This is a genomic window from Bradyrhizobium altum (assembly GCF_020889705.1).
In the GTDB taxonomy this organism is placed as follows: Bacteria; Pseudomonadota; Alphaproteobacteria; order Rhizobiales; family Xanthobacteraceae; genus Bradyrhizobium; species Bradyrhizobium altum.
In genome coordinates this window covers 1-18,011 of record NZ_JACMYP010000187.1, presented here as the reverse complement: position 1 = coordinate 18,011, position 18,011 = coordinate 1, and the positions used below count along the sequence as shown (strand labels likewise).

Annotated in this window: 18 protein-coding genes; 8 read left to right on the top strand and 10 right to left on the bottom strand. The window is 65.0% G+C overall.

Annotation, left to right across the window (positions count from 1 at the left end; translation table 11 throughout):
• The 5 genes from H8B02_RS33375 to H8B02_RS33355 form a co-directional block, all read right to left on the bottom strand.
• On the bottom strand, window positions 1-322 hold a 322-nt coding region (locus tag H8B02_RS33375), incomplete at its 3' end, for a helix-turn-helix domain-containing protein (protein ID WP_229170128.1).
• Window positions 323-491: 169 nt separating this feature from the next.
• On the bottom strand, window positions 492-1,286 hold the full coding sequence (locus H8B02_RS33370) for an IclR family transcriptional regulator (RefSeq protein WP_229170127.1): 795 nt from the start codon (window positions 1,284-1,286) through the stop codon (window positions 492-494).
• A gap of 29 nt (window positions 1,287-1,315) precedes the next feature.
• Window positions 1,316-2,080, bottom strand: a complete 765-nt coding sequence (locus H8B02_RS33365; RefSeq protein WP_229170126.1) for an SDR family NAD(P)-dependent oxidoreductase — start codon at window positions 2,078-2,080, stop codon at window positions 1,316-1,318.
• Window positions 2,077-3,795, bottom strand: a complete 1,719-nt coding sequence (locus H8B02_RS33360; protein ID WP_229170125.1) for an FAD-dependent oxidoreductase — start codon at window positions 3,793-3,795, stop codon at window positions 2,077-2,079. The genes H8B02_RS33365 and H8B02_RS33360 overlap by 4 nt, the downstream gene beginning before the upstream one ends.
• A 10-nt stretch (window positions 3,796-3,805) precedes the next feature.
• Window positions 3,806-5,008, bottom strand: a complete 1,203-nt coding sequence (locus H8B02_RS33355; protein ID WP_376711740.1) for an ABC transporter substrate-binding protein — start codon at window positions 5,006-5,008, stop codon at window positions 3,806-3,808.
• A gap of 357 nt (window positions 5,009-5,365) precedes the next feature.
• Here H8B02_RS33355 and H8B02_RS33350 point away from each other — a divergent pair, with 357 nt between their 5' ends.
• Window positions 5,366-6,295, top strand: coding sequence for an aspartyl/asparaginyl beta-hydroxylase domain-containing protein (locus H8B02_RS33350; protein WP_229170123.1), 930 nt, complete (start codon window positions 5,366-5,368; stop codon window positions 6,293-6,295).
• Between the two features lie 87 nt (window positions 6,296-6,382).
• Here H8B02_RS33350 and H8B02_RS33345 read toward each other — a convergent pair whose 3' ends face one another.
• Window positions 6,383-6,538 (bottom strand): hypothetical protein, encoded by a 156-nt coding sequence (locus H8B02_RS33345; protein WP_198964751.1) that lies wholly within the window; start codon window positions 6,536-6,538, stop codon window positions 6,383-6,385.
• A 438-nt stretch (window positions 6,539-6,976) separates the two neighbouring features.
• On the opposite strand from H8B02_RS33345, the gene H8B02_RS33340 reads away from it, so the two are divergent.
• From H8B02_RS33340 to H8B02_RS33330, 3 genes are all read left to right on the top strand, one after another.
• Window positions 6,977-8,674 carry an NAD-dependent malic enzyme gene (locus H8B02_RS33340; RefSeq protein WP_229170122.1) on the top strand — a complete coding sequence of 566 codons (1,698 nt, stop codon included), beginning with the start codon at window positions 6,977-6,979 and terminating at the stop codon, window positions 8,672-8,674.
• 200 nt (window positions 8,675-8,874) lie between these two features.
• Window positions 8,875-10,233 (top strand): MFS transporter, encoded by a 1,359-nt coding sequence (locus H8B02_RS33335; protein ID WP_229170121.1) that lies wholly within the window; start codon window positions 8,875-8,877, stop codon window positions 10,231-10,233.
• Window positions 10,234-10,272: 39 nt separating this feature from the next.
• Window positions 10,273-10,647 carry an SPW repeat domain-containing protein gene (locus tag H8B02_RS33330; protein ID WP_229170120.1) on the top strand — a complete coding sequence of 125 codons (375 nt, stop codon included), beginning with the start codon at window positions 10,273-10,275 and terminating at the stop codon, window positions 10,645-10,647.
• Between the two features lie 3 nt (window positions 10,648-10,650).
• Here H8B02_RS33330 and H8B02_RS33325 read toward each other — a convergent pair whose 3' ends face one another.
• Window positions 10,651-11,079, bottom strand: coding sequence for a hypothetical protein (locus H8B02_RS33325; protein ID WP_229170119.1), 429 nt, complete (start codon window positions 11,077-11,079; stop codon window positions 10,651-10,653).
• 51 nt (window positions 11,080-11,130) lie between these two features.
• On the opposite strand from H8B02_RS33325, the gene H8B02_RS33320 reads away from it, so the two are divergent.
• The gene (locus tag H8B02_RS33320) at window positions 11,131-11,364 is read left to right on the top strand and encodes a hypothetical protein (RefSeq protein WP_229170118.1); all 234 of its coding nucleotides are present in this window, start codon (window positions 11,131-11,133) and stop codon (window positions 11,362-11,364) included.
• Between the two features lie 181 nt (window positions 11,365-11,545).
• Complete coding sequence (locus H8B02_RS33315; protein WP_229170117.1) at window positions 11,546-11,812, top strand: hypothetical protein; 267 nt, start codon at window positions 11,546-11,548, stop codon at window positions 11,810-11,812.
• 61 nt (window positions 11,813-11,873) lie between these two features.
• On the opposite strand, the gene H8B02_RS33310 is transcribed toward H8B02_RS33315, so the two are convergent.
• A complete protein-coding gene (locus H8B02_RS33310) occupies window positions 11,874-12,575 on the bottom strand; it encodes a fumarylacetoacetate hydrolase family protein (protein WP_229170116.1) in 702 nt (233 codons plus the stop codon).
• 147 nt (window positions 12,576-12,722) lie between these two features.
• Here H8B02_RS33310 and H8B02_RS33305 point away from each other — a divergent pair, with 147 nt between their 5' ends.
• Window positions 12,723-13,907, top strand: coding sequence for a dipeptidase (locus tag H8B02_RS33305; RefSeq protein WP_229170115.1), 1,185 nt, complete (start codon window positions 12,723-12,725; stop codon window positions 13,905-13,907).
• A gap of 102 nt (window positions 13,908-14,009) precedes the next feature.
• On the opposite strand, the gene H8B02_RS33300 is transcribed toward H8B02_RS33305, so the two are convergent.
• A complete protein-coding gene (locus H8B02_RS33300) occupies window positions 14,010-15,821 on the bottom strand; it encodes an ABC transporter ATP-binding protein (RefSeq protein ID WP_229170114.1) in 1,812 nt (603 codons plus the stop codon).
• Window positions 15,822-15,929: 108 nt separating this feature from the next.
• Window positions 15,930-16,943, bottom strand: coding sequence for a UDP-glucose 4-epimerase GalE (gene galE / locus H8B02_RS33295; protein ID WP_229170113.1), 1,014 nt, complete (start codon window positions 16,941-16,943; stop codon window positions 15,930-15,932).
• A gap of 137 nt (window positions 16,944-17,080) precedes the next feature.
• On the opposite strand from galE, the gene H8B02_RS33290 reads away from it, so the two are divergent.
• Window positions 17,081-18,011 (top strand): glycosyltransferase family 4 protein (locus H8B02_RS33290; RefSeq protein WP_229170129.1); only part of this gene is annotated, 931 nt, incomplete at its 3' end.

The following is an 18,011-nucleotide window of genomic DNA, read 5'->3' as shown; positions in this document are numbered from 1 at the left end:
CCGTGGAAACCACCGGCACAACCTGCCCATCCCGCTTCAGGCAATGGGCGATCTTGCGCGCTCCCCAGGCCGGATGCTTGTCGCGGACCGCCACCACCTGCGCTTCCACCAAAGCGCTGCTACGCTTGGGCATCGACTTCGGACGACGAGACCGATCCGCCAGTTCCCGATCGCCAGCCTGCCACCGCTTCAGCCACTTGTAGCCGACATCAGGACTGATCCCGAATCGCCGGCACAGCTCTCGCCGGTTAGCTCCTTCCTGCAGAGCAAGCCGCACAAACTCTCGTCGCTGATCCATCACCGACACCTCGTTCCACGGCATGGACGGCCTCCCGAATCGACCAATCCTGCCAATTTTGACGTGTCAGCTATGTCTCCGAACACCTGTCAGCGATCTGTCCCGTCTAAACATCGAGCCGGGCGATGACAGATGTGGGCTGGGACGCAGCTTCGCGTTCGCACCGGGGAATGACGGCGGAAAAGCTGGAGCATCACCCCGACGCCCGCACCGTGCCGTGCCCGAGTTGCCGCGAGATGTCGCTCGCGCAATCACGCAGCGCGGTTGCGATCGCGCTGTCCCAGCCGGCGTCGAAGGTGCCTTCCGGGCCCATCGCAGTGATGACCAAAGCGACGTGGCCGGCGTGATCGAACACCGGGGCGGCGAAGGCGTTGACGCCGGGGAGGGGATCGCCGATCGCGCGCGCGAGCCCGCGGCTCTGAACTTCGGCAAGCATCTCCGTGGTCTTCGCGGTGATGGTCTCGCGTTTCGGATTGTAGCCGACGCCGAGGCGGTCGAGGCCGCTCTCGAGCGCCGTCTTGACGGCATTCGGCGGCATGAAGGCGGCGAAGGCGCGGCCGGTCGCCGTTTCGAGCAGTGCCACCACCGATCCGACGCGCATCGCGATATGCACGGGATGGCTCGGCTCCTCGAGCCGCACCACAGTCGCCCCGTGGGTGCCCCAGACCGACAGCGACACCGCATGATTGATGCTGTCGGCGAGCGCGGCGATCCGCGGCGTCGCGATCCGCACGGCGGAGAGCCGGCGCAGGCTGATCAGGCCGAGCTCGAGCGCGAGCGCCCCGATCTCATAGCGGCCGGTGGTCTCGTCCTGCTCGATCAGGCCGATGCGGGAAAAGCTGACGAGATAGGGATGCGCCTTGGCCGGCGGCATGCCGGCTTCGCGGGCGAGATCGCGCAGCATCATCGGTTCGCCGCTGCGGGCGAGCGCGCGGAGCAATTCTCCGCCGACCTCGATCGACTGTATGCCGCGGCTTTCTCTCGTCATGTCGCCCCGTCAGTTCTTCGACAACGTGCTTATACGGCGAGAAACCCTCCGTCGACCGGCATGGTCACGCCGTTCACATAAGATGCCAGCTCCGACGCCAGGAACACCACCGGACCGACCAGCTCCTCCGGCTGTCCGACACGGCCGAGCGGCGTGCGGCCCAGAAAGCCGGCGAGCCGGGCAGGGTCGTTGCGGGTCGCTTCGGTCATCGCCGTTTCGATCACGCCGGGCGCGATCGCATTGACGCGAATGCCGTCGGCGGCAAGCTCGCGGGCGAGCGCCTGGGTGAGGAGCTTCACGCCGCCCTTGGACGGCGCGTAGCCCAGCGTATCGGCAACGCCGAGGAAAGAGGCGATCGAGCCGAGATTGATGATCGCGCCGCGTGTCTCGCGCAACGCCGGCAGGAACGCATGCGTGACGTTGAAGGTGCCGGTCAGGTTGACGTCGAGCACCCGCCGCCAATTGTCGTGCGCGCGCGGCGAAGAGATGCCCTCACGGATGATGATGCCGGCATTGTTGACCAGGATCGCGATCGGTCCGACCTCGCGCGCTATTCTCTGCGCCAGGGCGGTGCATGCCTCGGCATCGGTCACGTCGAGCTCGAACGACCAGGCGGTGTGGCCGCGCTGGCGAATATCGCCTGCGGTCTGCTCGGCGCCCACGCGATCGATGTCGGCGACTACGACGTCGGCGCCATGCGCCGCGAGGCCAAGCGCGATGGCGCGGCCGTTGCCGTGCGCAGCGCCGGTCACCAATGCGCGCTTGCCTGCGAGCAGGGTCGCCATCGTGCTCATGCCGCGCTTCTTTCTTCTGTTGCGCCGGCGATGTGCTTGCCGGCGATGTAGCCGAAGGTCAGCGCGGGGCCGAGCGTGATGCCGGCGCCGGGATAGTTCCCGCCCATGATGCTCGCCATGTCGTTGCCGGCGGCATAGAGGCCCGCAATCGGCTGGCCGTCGGCGTCGAGCGCGCGGGCATTGGCGTCGGTCCGGATGCCGGCATAGGTGCCGAGATCGCCGACCACCATCTTGATGGCGTAGAACGGCCCGTGCTGGATCGGCGCGATGCACGGATTGGGGCCGTGCAGCGCATCGCCCTGATAGCGGTTGTAGGCGCGCGAGCCCTTGCCGAAGGCAGGGTCGCGGCCCTCCGCCGCGGTCGTGTTGAACGCCGCAACGGTCGCCTCGAGCGCTTTCGCATCGATGCCGGCCTGCGCGGCAAGCTCGGACAGCGTCGCGCCGCGCTTGAGATAGCCGGTCTTCAAGTGATGGCCGAGCGGCATCGGGCGCGGCGGCACGCAGCCGAGTCCATATTTGCGCAGCGTCTCGTGATCGCAGACGAGATAGGCCGCGATCTCCTCGCCGGGCTTCGCTGCCTTGATCATCGCCTGCACGAAGTCGTGGTAGGAATTGCCTTCATTTGCAAAGCGCTTGCCGTCGCGCATCACCGCGATCACGCCGGGTTTGGCGCGGTCGATGAAATGCGGCATCACGCCCTTCGAGCCGTCCTTCCGCGTCGTGACCGAGACCGGCACCCAGGCCGCGGCATTCGGCAGAGAGTCCTCGATACGGCCGCCGGCCGATTCCGCGAGCCGCAGGCCGTCGCCGGTGTTGCCGACAGGCCCCGGCGAATAATGCTCCTTTCCGGTCGGCGCATGCGGAAACATCTTCTGGCGCCGCGCGACGTCATGCGGGAAGCCGCCGCACGCGAGCACGACGCCGCGCTTGGCGTTGACGCGGATGGTGCGGCCTTCGCGCGCGATCACCGCGCCGCGCACCACGCCGTTCTCGACGATCAACTGGCGCACCGGCGAATTGAGCCAGAGCGGGATATTCAAGTCGAAAGCGGATTTCGCCAGCCGGCCGGCCAGCGCATTGCCGTTGGTCAGCGTCATGCCGCGGCCGTTGCGCATCACGTCGATCGCGTGCTTCGACAGCCGCTTGGCGACATAGGCCGCCGAGGTCAGCGACCGCGTCGCGCGCATGAAGTGGACGATCTCCCTGCCGGAGCCGAGCATCATGCCGAACACGGTGAGTTCGGGCAGGGGGCTGCCGAGATTTTTGAGGGCATCGCCGAGCTCGTGGCCGTCGAACGGCCGCGTCACCATCGAGCGGCCGCCCTGCGCGCCGCCGGGCGCTTCGGCATGATAGTCTGGGAAGGTCAGCGGCATGTCGAAGCGCACGGCGGTCCTGGTCGTGAAGAAGTCGACCGCCTTCGGCCCTTCGGTCAGGAACGCATCGACGCGCGCCGCGTCGAAGCTGTTGCCGGCTTCATGGCGCAGATAGGTTTTTGCCTGATCAGGGCTCTCCTCGATGCCCCAGGCCTTGGCCAGCGAGGTACCGGGAATCCACAGCCAGCCGCCGGAGCGCGCGGTGGTGCCGCCGAAGCGCGGCTCCTTCTCGACCACCAGGACCTTCAGGCCGTGATGGCCGGCGGTGACCGCTGCCGACAGCCCGGCGCAACCGGAGCCGACGACGAGCGCGTCGCAGTCATACGTTTCTTCGTTGGCCACGCGATCGATCCTATTTCTTGAGCAGCGGGCACTTGGACTCTGACACCGGACGATAGGCGTCCTCGCCCTTCACCGTCTTGATGATGTCGAGATAGTCCCACGGCTCCTTGGATTCCGAGGGCTTCTTCACCTTCGCCAGATACATGTCGCGGATGACACGGCCGTCCTCGCGCAGCTTGCCGCCATGCACGAAGGTGTCCTCGATCGGCAGCTCGCGCATCTTGGCCATCACCGCTTTCGGATCATCGGTGCCGGCGGTCTGGATCGCCTTGAGATAATGCAGCACCGAGCCATACACACCGGTCTGGATCATGGTCGGCATCACGTTGGTGCGGGCGTGGAATTTCTTCGACCAGGCACGGGTCTTCTCGTCCATGTTCCAGTAGGACGCCGTCGTCATGTAGGTGCCTTGCGCGGCGTTGAGCCCGATCGCATGCACGTCGGTGTCGAACATCAGGAGGCCGACCAGCTTCTGGCCGCCCTGCACGAGGCCGAACTCGCCGGACTGCTTGATCGAATTGTCGGTGTCCTGGCCGGCATTGGCGAACGCCACCACGTCCGCCTTCGAGCTCTGCGCCTGCAACGCAAAGGAGGAGAAGTCGGCGGTGTTGGTCGGGTGCCGCACGCTGCCGAGCACCTTGCCGCCCATCTCGTTGATGAAGCGCGTCGCATCCTTCTCGAGCTGCTGGCCGAAGGCATAGTCCGCGGTGATGAAATACCAGGACTTGCCGCCTTCCGCGATCACGGCCGACGCTGTGACCTTCGACAGCGCATAGGTGTCGTAGGTGAAGTGCACGGTGTTGGGGCTGCACAGCTCGTCGGTCAGCGAGCTCGCGCCGGGTCCGGACAGCAGCGCGATCTTGTTGCGCTCGCGCACCATGTTGTGCACGGCGATCGCAATGCCGGAGTTAGGAATGTCGACGACGGCGTCGACCTTGCCGTTGTCGAACCAGCCGCGCACGATCTGGACGCCGACATCGGTCTTCATCTGATGGTCGGCCGAGATGATCTCGATCGGCTTGCCGAGCACGGTGGGGCCGAATTCCTCGACCGCCATCTTGGCGGCTTCGACCGAGCCTGGACCGGAGTTGTCGCGCCCCCAGCTCGACAGGTCGGTCAGCACCCCGATGCGCACGACGTCATCGGAAACCTGGGCGTGCGCGGCCGTCGTCATCGCCGCGATCATGGCCGCCGCCAAAACGTGTCTCATCATTCCTCCTGCTGGATTTCCTCTTGGATGTCCCCGTTCTTTGGCGGGTCGCGGAATTAGGTATTATCTAATCAGTTTGTCAATGGCGAATAATGTGTCCTCGATGCCACAGGGTTGATCCTGCAATGGCGCGGCGCTTCAAATCGATGAGCGAACGCTTACATCGTTCTGCCGGGCGACACCGCGGCGGGCTTCCGGCCCACGTCGGATATCGCCGCAGTGCCAAGTCAGGATGAAACAAGGGGAGTTTTCGCGGTGGGCGTTGCGCTTCGCCGCCCGGGCTAAGCCGCCCATCGAGGGTCCAGGCTGCTACGGGGCGGTGCATGGAGAGCATCGGCGCGCTGCGATCATAGACGGACCATGTTGAGACAACTCTTTGCGCCGCAGCTCGTCATTCTCTACGTGCTGGTGGCCTCTACGCTCTACGTCCACTTCCGCGGCAAGCAACGGCTGCGCTTCGCCCGCCAGCTCGGCGATCACTCGACCTACCTCGCGCCCTACAACGTGCTGATGTATGCGGGCTCCGCCGTGCCCAACACGCCGGTGATTCCGGTGGAGCAGTTTCCTGAGCTCAAGAAGCTCTCCGACAATTGGGAGACGATCCGCGACGAGGCGACGCGCCTGTTCGACGAGGGCTTCATCCGCGCCGCGGCCAAGAACAACGACTGGGGCTTCTATTCGTTCTTCAAGAGCGGTTGGAAGCGGTTCTATCTGAAATGGTACGACGACTTCCTGCCCTCGGCGCGCACGCTGTGCCCGAAGACGGTGGAGCTGCTAAACTCGATCCCGAACGTGCACGGCGCGATGTTTGCGATGCTGCCGCCCGGCGGCAAGCTCGGGGCGCATCGCGATCCCTTCGCCGGCTCGCTGCGCTATCACCTTGGCCTGGTGACGCCGAACTCGAACGCGTGCCGCATCCTGGTCGACGGCGTCGAATGCGTCTGGCGCGACGGCGAAGCCTTCATGTTCGACGAGACCTTCATCCACAGCGCCGAGAACAAGACCGACGTCAACCGCATCATCCTGTTCTGCGACGTCGAGCGCCCGATGAAGTACGGCTTCATGACCCGGATCAATCGCTGGGTCAGCCACAACATCGTCAAGGCGTCGGCGACCCAGAACGTCGACGGCGAGCATGTCGGCGCGCTGAACAAGGTGTTCGGCAAGCTCTACGAGGTTCATCTCGCCAGCCGCAAGGTCAAGGAGTGGAACCGGAACGTGTACTACACGCTGAAGTATTCCGTGACTGCGCTGATCCTTGGCCTGATCGTGGTGTCGGCGCTGCGGTGAAGGCAGCGGCCGCGCCGCGTTGAACGCAAAAGCCCCGGAGCAAACCGGGGCTTTTTGTCTGGGTGTGAGCTGTGAAGCGCAACGGCATCAGTCGCGTTCGAAAACCTTGGCGCCGGGGTAGACTCGCCGGGCATAGGCGACGACCCACTCCCGGTTCTGGGTTTCCAGGAACGGAGTGCGGATCGTGCACGACCCGACGATGAGGTGCCACAGGCCGTTCAGCTTCTGAATGTTGACGATCATGTGAGTGTTCCTCGAGAACCCGCGTTCCAGTCGACACCTGCTACTCGCGATAATCCTGCGCTTCACGCCTCGGTGCAGTGATCCCGATCACAGATTTCGGAACACTTTTTGCGCCCGCAGTCGTTGGTCGCCCGTTGGAGTGGCCGCGAGTATAAAAATCGCCCGCCATCGCTCAACTGTACGAGCGTAGGTACAGGGCATCACAAGGAATCAGAGAGGCCATACCAAGGTATGTTGATGTCTGTCCGGAGGCGCAGCGGCAGCGCGTTGCCTTAGTCCGGATGAGCGCTGATGGCCGCCTGGCCGAAACTCCACCGGGCTGATGCACGCCACGCCGGTGCCGTTCAACTTTGCGCGGCGCGGTGCCTTCGCGCTCCGATCCGTTACACGGGCGTGATAGAGTCCGATCAGGCGTTTCGCATTGAAGGGGATCTTGCCATGTCGGAGACTACTGGAGCTTTTGCGACGACTGCGCTGAGCGGTTACGAGCTGTTGGCTGATCCGCAGTTGAACAAGGGCACGGCGTTCTCCGAGGCCGAGCGCGAGGCGTTCGACCTGCATGGCCTGCTGCCGCCCAATATCTTGACGCTGGACGAGCAGGTTTCGCGCCGCCTCGAGGCGTTGCGCGGCTACGAGACCGACATTGAGCGCTATGCCTTCCTGCGCGAACTGCAGGACACCAACGAGACGCTGTTCTACGCGCTCCTGGTCGGCAACCTGGAAGAGCTGTTGCCGATCGTCTACACGCCGACCGTCGGCGAGGGCTGCCAGAAATTCAGTCGGCTGTTTCGCAAGCCGCGCGGGCTGTTCCTCAGCATTCCGCACCAGCACCGGATCGACCGCATTTTCGCCCATCCGCGCTTCGATCATGTCGAGGCGATCGTGGTGACCGACGGCGAGCGCATCCTCGGTCTTGGCGACCAGGGCGCCGGCGGCATGGGCATCCCGATCGGCAAGCTCGCGCTCTACACCGGCTGCGGCGGCCTGCATCCGGCGACGACGCTGCCGATCCTGCTCGACGTTGGCACCGACAATCCGGACTGCCTGGCCGATCCGCTCTATATCGGCTGGCGCAACGAGCGCGTCCGCGGCCAGGCCTATGACGACTTCATCGAGGCGTTCGTCTCGGCGGTGGTGAAGCGCTGGCCGCGCGTCCTGCTGCAATGGGAGGATTTTGCCAAGAACAACGCGACGCGCATGCTCGAGCGCTACCGCGACCGGCTCCTGACCTTCAACGACGACATTCAGGGCACCGCGGCGGTCGCGACCGGCGCCTTGCTCTCCGCGATCAACGTCACCGGCGTGCCGCTGACCGAGCAGCGCGTTGCGGTGTTCGGCGCGGGCTCCGCCGGCTGCGGCATCGCCAGCCTGATCCGCGCGGCGATGATCGATGCCGGCCTGTCCGAGAGCGAGGCGGCGAAACGCTTCTTCATGGTCGACCGCGACGGACTGCTGCTCGAGGGCATGAGCGGGCTCGCCCCGTTCCAGTTGCCGTTTGTCCAGAGCAAGCAGGCGATCGCGGGCTGGCAGCTCAACCATCCCGACAAGATCGCGCTGCTCGACGTCGTGCGCAACGCCAGGCCGACCGTGCTGATCGGCGTCTCCGGCCAGGCTGGTGCGTTCTCCGAGCCGATCGTCCGCGCGATGGCCGAGTGCAACAAGCGGCCAGTGATCTTCCCGCTGTCGAACCCGACCTCGCGTGAGGAGGCGACGCCGGTCGATATCGAGGCGTGGACCGAAGGGCGGGCACTGATCGGCGTCGGCAGCCCGTTCCCGCCGATCACGCGCGACGGCGCGCGCTTCAAGGTCGACCAGACCAACAATTCCTACATCTTCCCGGGCGTCGGTGTCGGCGCGCTCGCGGTCGGCGCCAGCCGGGTCAGCGACGGGATGTTCATGGCCGCCGCCAAGGCGCTGGCCAGCGTCTCGCCGGCCCGCAACAACCCGAAGCACAATCTGCTGCCGCCGGTCAGCGCGCTGCGTGATGTCTCGCTGACGGTGGCGCTGGCGGTCGCGCTGCAGGCGCACAAGGAAGGGCTCGCCAAGGATATTCCGATCGACCAGGTCGAGGCGCGCATCCAGGCCAAGGTCTGGACGCCGCGCTACGTTCCGTATCGGCGCAGCGATCAGGCCTAGAGTCCGCGGGGCGTATCAGGTGGCGCGATCCTTCGCGCCACCTGTGGGCAGGCGATGGCTTCGATCGTCGCCACGGCCGACTAAAGTTCTAGCCTCCACGTTCCGTTGCGTTGGAACTTTCCGGGGCGCGATGTCGTTTGTGTTCAAACGACCCAAACGGTCAAAATCCATCCGGGGGCTTGTCCGAGGGAGACGCTCCCATGGTAACGCTCGGCCCGACACTCGGCCTAACCCCTGGCCTCGACGCCAACCAGCTCTCGCCAGCCGAACATCAGCTCCAGATGCGCCGCGCGGTCATCGCCTCCACGGTCGGGACCGCGATCGAATGGTATGACTTCTTCCTCTACAGCACCATTACCGGCCTGGTGTTCGCAAAGCTGTTCTTTCCGAATTCCGACCCCCGGGTCGGCACGCTGGAGGCTTTCGCCATCTATGCGGTCGGCTTCATCGCGCGGCCGATCGGCGCCGCGATCTTCGGCCACTTTGGCGACCGCATCGGACGCAAGTCGACGCTGATCGCGACGCTGCTGTTGATGGGACTGGCGACCGCGGCGGTCGCGTTGGTGCCGACCTATTCCAGCATCGGTATCTGGGGCGCGGTGATCCTCACTGTGCTGCGCTTCATCCAGGGCGTCGGGGTCGGCGGCGAATGGGGCGGCTCGGTACTGATGTCGATGGAATGGGCGCGCAACGATCGCTCCCGCGGCCTGATCGCGTCATGGCCGCAATTCGGCGTGCCCTGCGGGCTGTTCCTCGCCAACCTTGCCGTGCTGGCGTTCAGCCAGATGTCGGGCGACCAATTCCTGGCATGGGGCTGGCGCGTTCCGTTTGCGCTCAGTATCATCCTGGTCGGCGTCGGCCTCTACATCCGGCTCGGCATTCTGGAGACGCCGGTCTTCGCCAAGCTGGTGGCCGAGCGTCAGCTCGACCGCACGCCGATGCTGACCGTGATCCGCGACCATCCGAAGGAGATCCTGCTGTCCGCCTTCGCGCGGATGTCCGAGCAGGCGCCGTTCTACATCTTCACCGCCTTCGTGTTCTCCTACGGCGTCGGCACGCTGCACATGTCGCGCGACTTCCTGCTGACCGCGGTGCTTTCGGCCTCGGTGCTGTCGTTCGTCTCGATCCCGGTGTTCGGACATCTGTCCGACCAGATCGGCCGCAAGAACATGTACATGATCGGCGCGTTGGTGACCGGCATCTTCGGCTTCATCTACTTCGCGATGCTCAATACCGGATCGGCGTCGATCATCTTCCTCGCGATCATTCTCTCGCTCATTCCGCACGACATGCAGTACGGGCCGCAGGCCGCCCTGATCGCCGAAAGCTTCACCGGCCGCCTGCGCTACAGCGGTGCCTCGCTCGGCTACCAGCTCGCATCGGTGATCGCCGGCGGTCCGGCGCCGCTGATCGCCGCATGGCTGTTCGGCACCTATCATTCGTCGATTGCAATCGCGGCCTACATCGCGCTCTGCGCCGTCATCACGCTGGTCGCAACCGCGCTGATGACCGACTACACGGGAAAGGACATCAATGCCGCGACCGCGCATCAGCGGTGAGTTCGAGACAGCACGGGAGGAGCAAATGGCGAAATGGCGATGAAATGGCGAAAGGAATCGGCGCTCGATCTCTATAACCTCGTCGCGGCGATCTTCCTGCTCGCAGCGCCGTGGCTGTCTGCGCACGCCAACCCGACGGCGGCGATCGATCTGTGGATCAGCGGTGCCGCGATCGCAATCATGTCGCTGGCGGCGATCTTCGCGTTCTCGATCTGGGAGGAATGGATCAATCTGTTCGTCGGATGCTGGCTGATCGCCTCGTCTTGGTTGCTCGGCTTCACGCACACCCGCGCGATGCATTTTGCCATCGCGGCGGGTGCGGTGGTCGCATTCATGGCACTGCTCGAACTGTGGCTCGAATACGAGAAGACGCATCTCGGCCCAGCCGCGTCGCAGGCCGCAGCAAAGCATTAGAAGCTAGCAGCCGCGGCAAATGCCCTTGATCTTGCGGTCGACGATCGCGTCCTCCTGATCGATGATCTGCTGCGATGCCGACGCCGCTGCCGGAATATCGGCGGCACGCGGCTGGCGATGACCGACCGGCGCCGACCATGGCCGCGTCGCGGTTTCATTTGAGGCAAATGCACTGGGTTGCTGGACCGTCGCCTGTGCGAAGCAAGAGGTAGCCATCGTCGCGGACAGAATTGCAGCCAGGCCAAGTCGTCTGCCAAGTCGTCGAAGATCGCTCATGAGAATCTCCATACCGTCATCGCCGCGTTTGTGCGCGGCCTTGATGAAATGGAGTGCCTCTGTCGTCCCGGTATTCCCCGGTCCGTCTGATGTGATCGGGCGCTCGCGGTTCGGTGATCGCGCGTGATGAAATAATTTTCCGGCATCGACAGTCATTAGTCACAGGAGCCGAGCTTGGTCGGCTTCATCCACGTGCGGAGAAACCCGATGACCAAATTGACCTTCGTGACGCTTGCTCTGGTTGCGGCAGCTGCGTTCTCGGCTCAGGCCTCGGCCGCCAGCAACAATGTTGCGGTGCGGCGCGCCCATGCTTCAATGACGACGACAACGACGACACCGGTCAGCAGCAAGACGACTGATTGCGTGCGCGCGCCGAACGTCGGATCGTTCGCAACCGCTCCCTTCACCGAGCCGCCCTGCATGCCCGGCACGATGCGCTGACCACGCGCAGCCGAAAGCCCCTGACCCCTGGTCCGGGGTTTCCCGGGGCGATGCGATGTCGCCCGGAAGTGGCCGCGGAATGGGCGTGACCCACCTCACAGCCAAGCCGGTGCGATCGTGCGAAGCGTGCGGCGTCGGAGCTGGCGCATGGTGCCCCGGCCCGAGTTCAAGGAGACGTCGCATGACACGCAATTCGCTTCTTGCCTTCGCTGCCGTTGTCGGGTTCGGCGTTACCGCGCTGAGCTCTGCGCATGCCGGCGGACTTCACATGGCGCCGCCGAAGAATGTGGGCGCGAAATTGCCCCCGGGCGGTTCGGGCGGCCCGCATCGCCAGCCGGTCGATCCGCCGCCCTATCTCGGAACTGGTTACAGCGGTGACAGTGCCGGTGGCAGCGGAGGCGGCGGATATCTCGGCGACCCCAACCATCCCGGCCACGAGCAATTCTGAAAAAGCAACGGCCCCGAACCAAGTTCGGGGCCGCGGTCTGCTGGTGGATCGGATCCGGCGTCTACTCCGGCTTGCCGATCGATACTTTCAGCGTGCCGACGCCGTCGACGCCGCATTCGAGCTTGTCGCCGGGTTGCAGCTGCGAGACGCCGGCGGGCGTGCCGGTCATGATGATGTCGCCGGCGGCGAGCTTCACCTGCTGCGAGAGCTGCCAGATGATTTCAGGCACGTTCCAGATCAATTCGGTGAGGTCGCCCTTCTGCGCTTCCTTGCCGTTGACGGTGAGCCAGATCTTGCCGCTGGAGGGGTGGCCGATCTTCGAGGCCGGCTGGATCGCGGAGCAGGGCGCTGAATAGTCGAACGACTTGCCGATCTCCCAGGGCCGCTCCTTCTTGCGCGAGGCGATCTGCAGGTCGCGGCGGGTCAGGTCGATGCCAACGGCATAGCCGTAGACATGCTCGAGCGCCTTGTCGGCGGGAATGTTGAGCCCGCCGCTCTTCATCGCCACCACCAGCTCGACCTCGTGATGCAGGTCCTTGGTCAGCGGCGGATAGGGGATCGTTGCACCGTCCGGCACCAGCATGTCGGCATGCTTGCCGAAGAAGAACGGCGGCGCACGCTCGTCATTGCCCATCTCCCTGATATGCTCGAGGTAGTTGCGGCCGACGCACCAGATGCGGCGGACCGGATAGGTGCCGGATTCGCCGACGACGGGGAGCGAGGGCTGCGGGGGAAGCGGAATGACGGTGGAGGCGGCGTTCATGAACGGGTCCCGGAGGGTTGAAGGAGGGAGCGCGGGCCGTATTTACGCGGTTACGGCGCTGGGGGCTAGGGGCCGCGGCTGCACCAGGCGCAGACGTGAGGCCAGCTTTCCGCCGGGCGCGGCCGCCCTTGGCGGGCGAGAGCGGTGATGCCGATGCGAAGATGGCTTTCGGTCGGCCTTGCGCTGGTTGCAGCTGTCTTGTTCGCCTCCGCTGTTCGCTTCTTTGTGGTGACCCCGGAACGGATCGACCGGGGGCAGAACAAGGTCCAGCGCGTGGCCGTGGACATCACGCCCGCCGCGCAGGCCTTGCAGGCGACGCTCGACGTAGCGGACATGCATGCGGACAGCCTGTTGTGGAAGCGCGACCTGATCGCGCGATCCGATCGCGGCCATATCGACCTGCCGCGGCTGATCGAGGGCCGCTACGCGTTGCAGGTGTTTTCGTCGGTCACCAAGTCGCCCGAGGGCCAGAACTATGATGCCAATGCCGGCGACACCGACACGATCACGAACCTCGCCATCATCGATCTGCAGCCGATGCGGACGTGGTTCTCGTTGCTGCAGCGCTCGCTATGGCATGCCGAGAAATTGCGCAGCTTTGCCGACAAGTCCGCCGGACGGCTTCGCGTGATCACGACACCGGCCGAGATCGATCGCCTGCTGGCGGATCGCAAGAACGGCATGACGGTGGTTGGCGGAATGCTGTCGATCGAGGGCCTGCACGATCTCGAGGGCAACATCGACAATCTCGATGTGCTCTACGCCGCCGGATTCAGGATGGCCGGTCTCGCGCACTTCTTCGACAATGACGTCGCAGGCTCGATGCATGGCGTTGCGAAAGGCGGACTGACGCCGCTCGGCGGGCAGGTGGTGCAGCGGATGGAGGCGATGGGGATCATCGTCGATCTCGCCCATGCGAGCCACGCAGCGGTCGCCGATGTCCTGGCGATGGCGACGCGTCCGGTGGTCTCGAGCCATGGCGGCGTTCAGGCGACCTGCAAGGTCAACCGCAATCTCACCGACGATGAGGTCAGGGGTGTTGCGCGGACCGGCGGCGTGGTCGGCATCGGCTTCTGGCAAGGTGCGGTCTGCTCGCTCGATCCGAACAATGTCGCGCGGGCGATTGCCCATGTCCGCGACCTGGTCGGGATCGACCATGTCGGCCTCGGCTCGGATTTCGACGGTTCGACCACCACGGGATTTGATGCGAGCGGGATCGCCGCCGTGACCCAGGCGCTGATGTCGAGCGGGTTCTCCGAGGACGACATCCGCAAGGTCATGGGCGGCAATGTCCTGCGCGTGCTGCGCGCAGGCATTGTCGCCAAGGGATGAGCCCTAGAGCTGCGTTCCGATAGAATCGGAACGCAGCTCTAGATTCTTCTCTTGACGCGTTTGCTTCACGCGAACCGGTATTCCACTTCGCTCAAAAACGCTCTAGCCGGTGGCGCTGATCGGCGCCAATGCCAGCGGCGACGGGTCGTGGTGATGCTGCAGGCGGAAGAACGAGGCGTAGCGGCCGCCGCGGCGCAGCAGATCCTCGTGACGCCCGCGCTCGACGATCTCGCCGCCCTCGACCACCAGGATCGCGTCTGCATGCATGATGGTGTGCAGGCGGTGCGCGATCACGATCGTGGTGCGGCCCTGGCAGAGATGCTCGATCGCCTCCTGCACCTGCTTCTCGGACTCCGAGTCGAGCGCGGCGGTGGCCTCGTCGAGCAGGATGATCGGCGCGTTCTTGACCAGCGCGCGGGCGACCGCGATGCGCTGGCGCTGGCCGCCGGACAGTTGCGTCCCGTGCTCGCCGACCGGCGTGTCGTAGCCGAGCGGGAAGCTCATGATGAAGTCGTGCGCGCAAGCCGCCTTGGCGGCGTCGATGATCTCGGCCTCGGTGGCGCCCGGCTTGCCGAAGGCGATGTTGGCGCGGATGGTGTCGCGGAACAGATAGACGTCCTGGCCGACATAGGCGGTCTGCTGGCGCAGCGACTTGCGCGAGACCGACAGGATCGACTGTCCGTCGATCAGGATGTCGCCCTCGCGCGTCTCGTAGAAGCGCAGCAGCAGGGCGAGCACCGTCGATTTGCCGCCGCCGGAGGGACCGACCAGCGCGGTGACCTTGCCGGGCTCGGCCATGAAGCTCAAGCGGTTCAGCACCGGCTCACCGCGCCGATAGGCGAAGCTGACGTCGCGCAGTTCGATCCGCGCATCGGAGAGTTTGAGCGCCGGCTTGTCGTCGTCGGTCTGCTCGCTGGCGGGGCTGTCGACCACCTCGAGCAGCATCCGCGCGCCGACCAGCTGGCTGTTGAGGTCGATGTTGAGCCGCGCCAGGCGCTTGGCCGGCTCGGTCGCCATCAGGAAGGCGGTCAGGAACGTGAAAAACTGGCCCGGCGTGGAACCGAGCGCCACCACGCTGTAGCCGCCATACATCAGGCAGCCGGCGACCGCGAAGCCGCCGAGCATCTCCATCAGCGGGTTGGAGCGGTTGGCGACATGCGCCATCTTGTTGGCATTGCGCTCGACGATCGCGATGTTCTCGTCGATCCGCTGCTGCATGGTGTCTTCCAGCGTGAACGCCTTCACGGTGCGGATGCCCTGCAGCGATTCCTGCATCGTCTCCATGATGTCGGCGGTGCCGGTGAACTGGTTGTAGGCGAGGCCCTTGATCCGCTTCACCAGCTTGCGCAGCACCAGCATCGCCGGCGGCACCGCCACCAGCCCGATGAACGACATCAGCGGGTCCTGCCAGACCATGACGGCGACCATGCTGATCAGCATCAGGAAGTCGCGGCCGATCGCATTGACCAGCATGTTGAGCACGTCGGTGATCGACTTGGCGCCGGCGGTGAGCCGCGCCAGGAATTCCGAGGAGTGCCGCTGCGAGAAGAAGCCGATGCTTTCGCTCATCAGCTTGGCGAACAATTGCCGCTGGTTCCGCGCCAGGATGGCGTTGCTGATCTTCGACAGGATCACCATGTGGCCGTAGGTCGCCACGCCCTTGATGAACAGCAGCACCACCGTGACCCCGGCAAACATCGCGATGCCGGGGATGTTCTTGTCGACATAGGCCTGGTTGATCACCTGGCCGAGCACGTAAGTGGCGCCGGCGGTCGAGCCGGCTGCAACGGCCATCAGGGCGAACGCCGTCAGATAGCGCCGCCAGTAGGTGATCCCCTGTTCCGTGACCAGGCGGCGAATCAGGATCGCCGCGCCGTAGGGATCGTCGGTAATTTTCTTTGGAAACTGAGCCATCCGCGTTCCATTGACGGCGGGCAGCGCCGGCCGTCAGGGTTGCGGACCTCCTTGCCCGCTTGGCGGGGCTTTTTCAAGTACAATAACGGCTTGATAACGGCTTGATTTTTAGGCCGATTCTGCCTGTCGCGCGGCGCCCCCGCGCTCCCGGAACAACTTCTCCTCCCAGGCCAGCGCGTGGCTCGCGATGGTCTCGAGATCGTCGTAGCGCGGGGTCCAGTCGAGCAGCGAGCGGATCCGGGTGGTATCGGCCACCATGGTCACGATGTCGCCGGGCCGGCGCGCGGCATAGGCGACCGCGAAATTGCGCATCGAGACCCGGCGCACCGCCTCGATGGTCTCGAGCACGGAATAGCCGCGGCCGTAACCGCAGTTCATGGTCACCGATTGCCCGCCGGCGCGCAGATAGGACAGCGCCGAGCGATGCGCCTCGACGAGGTCGCTGACATGGATGAAGTCGCGCACGCAGCTGCCGTCCTGGGTCGGATAGTCGGTGCCGAACACGTCGATCTTGGCGCGCTGGCCGGTCGCGGCCTCGGCCGCGATCTTGAGCAGATGGGTGGCGCCGATGGTGGCAAGACCGACGCGGCCCTCCGGGTCGGCGCCGGCGACATTGAAGTAGCGCAGCACGACGTAGCTCATGCCATGGGCGGAGGCGACATCGTGCAGCATGATCTCGGTCATCAGCTTCGACGAGCCGTAGGGTGACAGCGGACGCGTCGGTGCGATCTCGGGCACCGGCACCTGGTCCGGATTGCCGTAGACGGCCGCGGTCGAGGAGAAGATGAAGCGATTGACGCCGCCCTTCACCGCCGCGTTGAGCAGGCTGCACGTCGTCATGGTGTTGTTGCGGTAGTAGCCGAGCGGATCGCGCATCGAGTCCGGCACCACGACAGAACCTGCGAAATGGATGATGCTGTCGATGCCGTGCTGTGCGATCACGCCCTCGACAAGGTTCTCGTCGCCGGCGTCACCGATGAACAGCGGAACACCTTCGGGCAGGAACGCGGAGAAGCCGGTGGAAAGATTGTCGACGACGACGACGCTCTCGCCGGCATCGACCAGCGCATGAACCATGTGACTTCCGATATAGCCGGCACCGCCGGTCACGAGCACGGTCATGGATAGAGCTCTCCCGATATCTTTAACCGGCGATGCTAGCGGGAGTGCGGTGAAGAGGGAGTTTCGCCGCGGCCGAACTGGCCACTATGCTTAATGTTGCGTATAGGAACTGGCGCGAAACGGAGACTTGCGTGCCGATCGAGAACACACCTGCTGGTGAGCTCGTGCTCATCGTACCCAATCTGCACCGACGCTATTCGGGTGTCACCGCGACCAACCGCATGGTCGCGCCGAAGCTTGCCAAGATGTTTCGCGCAGCCTGGCTCGGCTCGCACCGGCCGGACGGCATCGACGCGATGGGATTTGTCGATCTGATGCGATTGTGGCGGCGCGCCCGGCCTGTGATCTGGCACGCGCGGCGCAATGACGAGATGATTGCCGGGCTTTTGCTGCGCGCGCTCGGCTGGCCGCTGAAACTGCTGTTCACGTCGGCCGCGCAGCGTCATCACACCTGGCTGACGCGCTGGCTGATCCGCAACATGGATGCGGTCATCGCGACCAGCCCGCTGTCGGCCTCCTATCTGAAGCGCGACGCCACCGTTGTGATGCATGGTGTCGACACCATCAGTTATGCGCCGCCGGCCGATCGTGCGAACGCCTTCGCCGAAAGCGGATTGCCCGGGCGCTATGCGATTGGCTGCTTCGGCCGGGTGCGCGCGCAGAAGGGCAGCGACGTGTTCGTCGAGGCGATGTGCAGGCTGCTGCCGCGCCATCCAGATTTCACTGCGGTCATCGTCGGCGCGGTGGTGCCGGAGCAACTGGCCTTTGCTAATGAGCTGAAGCGGAAGATCGAGGCCGCCGGGCTGCAATCGCGCATCATCATCACCGGTGAATTGCCGATCGAGGATGTCGTGCGCTGGTACCAGCGGCTGACGATCTACGCCTTCACCTCGCGCAATGAAGGTTTTGGCCTGACCTTGATCGAGGCGATGTCGGCAGGCGCGGCGCTGGTGGCCGCGCGTGCGGGCGCCGCCGAGTTCGTGGTCGAGGACGGCACGACCGGCGTGCTGACGCCGCCCGGCGATGTCGACGCGCTGGTGGCGGCACTCGAGCCCCTGATGCGCGATC